Here is a 1,445-nt window from a genome sequence, read left to right on the forward strand (position 1 = left end):
TGAACTGAACCCAAAAAGTTAGACATTAGGATTTTAGGCTGCCTTAGAGGTATGCGCCCGGTATTGAACCGGGCTCATGCCTTTTAATTTTGCCTTAATCCGTTTGTGATTATAGTAGTGGATGTAATCCTCCAGTTCATGCTTAAAGTGTTCCATGCTCTCAAACTCATTTAAATAAAGCAATTCTGATTTCATTACGCCAAAAAAGCTTTCCATGGCTGCGTTATCGAGGCAGTTCCCCTTGCGGGACATGCTTTGGGTGATTCCGTTCTTTTTAAGTGCATGTTGATATTGCTTCATCTGGTAATGCCATCCCTGGTCAGAATGGAGTATCGGCGAGTCTCCTTCGTTCAGACGTTCGAAGACTTGATCCAGCATTTTAGAAACCAGTGAATAAACAGGACGATGTTCCATGTTATAAGCGATGACTTCACCATTGTATAAATCAATGACAGGAGAAAAATATAACTTTTCTCCATGCAAGTGGATTTCCGTCACATCCGTTGCCAACTTCTCATGGGGCTTGGAGGCATAGAAATCGCGTTGGATTTTATCCGAAGCAATACGGCCTGCCTGTCCGCGGTAAGACTTGTACTTCTTCAACCGGACGAGGCTTTTCAATCCAAGCTTCCCCATGAGGCTGCGGACCGTCTTGTGATTGATACGGATGCCTTTGTTGCGCAGTACGAGAGTGATGCGGCGATACCCATAACGCCCTTTATGCTCGTGGTAGATTTCCGCAATGAGCTCTTTGATCTCCTTGTATTTATCTGGTCGGTTCATTTGTTTGACCCAGTAGTAATACGTGCTGCGCGGCATTTCAGCTGCTCTTATTAAATCCCTCACCATATGCTCTTGCCTTAACTCGTAAATTATTTGCGCTTTGTCTTGTTCGGTGATTTTTCTCTTTCTTGAATTAAGGCATGTAACTTTTTTAAGTAGGCATTCTCCGCACGCAGTCGTTCATTCTCAGCCTGTAATGCCTGTTCAGACCCCTCAGATGGTGCTGGCTTCTTTGGTTCCTGCGGTTTCTTTTTCATAGATGGACGCCCCTTTTTCTTTGGTTTCAAAGCGTCCAGGCCATCCTCCTCCAACTTCCTTTTCCATGAGAGGATAGTCGGATGAGAAGGAATCTTAAATACAGCTGCCGTTTGCATAAGGGACGCCCCAGTGTCGTTCATGTAATTGAGTACGTCCATTTTAAATTGAATATCATATTTTGTATAGGTGTAGAGGAGTCCTTGTTCTCCGTTTTCCCTATAGTGGTTTACCCAGTTTTTCAGAGAGGTGGAACTAACATTTAACTGTTTTGCGATCTCTTGGAACGATGCCTTCCCCTCCAAATAAGCAAGGACAGCCTGTAATTTTGCCTCAAAAGAATATTTAGTCATAAAAAAACTGCACCTCCAATTGTTAATGATGTCTAACAATTGGGGTGCAGTTCA

1 protein-coding gene is annotated in these 1,445 nt (G+C 43.5%); it reads right to left on the reverse strand.

Annotated features, from left to right (window positions below):
* Positions 1-33 precede the first annotated feature (33 nt).
* Positions 34-1,391, reverse strand: a protein-coding gene (locus tag A374_RS19775) for an IS3 family transposase (protein ID WP_156793098.1) whose coding sequence is annotated in 2 segments (ribosomal slippage) — positions 34-926 and positions 926-1,391 — 1,359 coding nt in all. Because the reading frame shifts where the segments join, the coding sequence is not laid out codon by codon here.
* Positions 1,392-1,445: the final 54 nt, after the last annotated feature.

This window comes from Fictibacillus macauensis ZFHKF-1 (assembly GCF_000269865.1).
Taxonomy (GTDB): Bacteria; Bacillota; Bacilli; order Bacillales; family Fictibacillaceae; genus Fictibacillus_C; species Fictibacillus_C macauensis.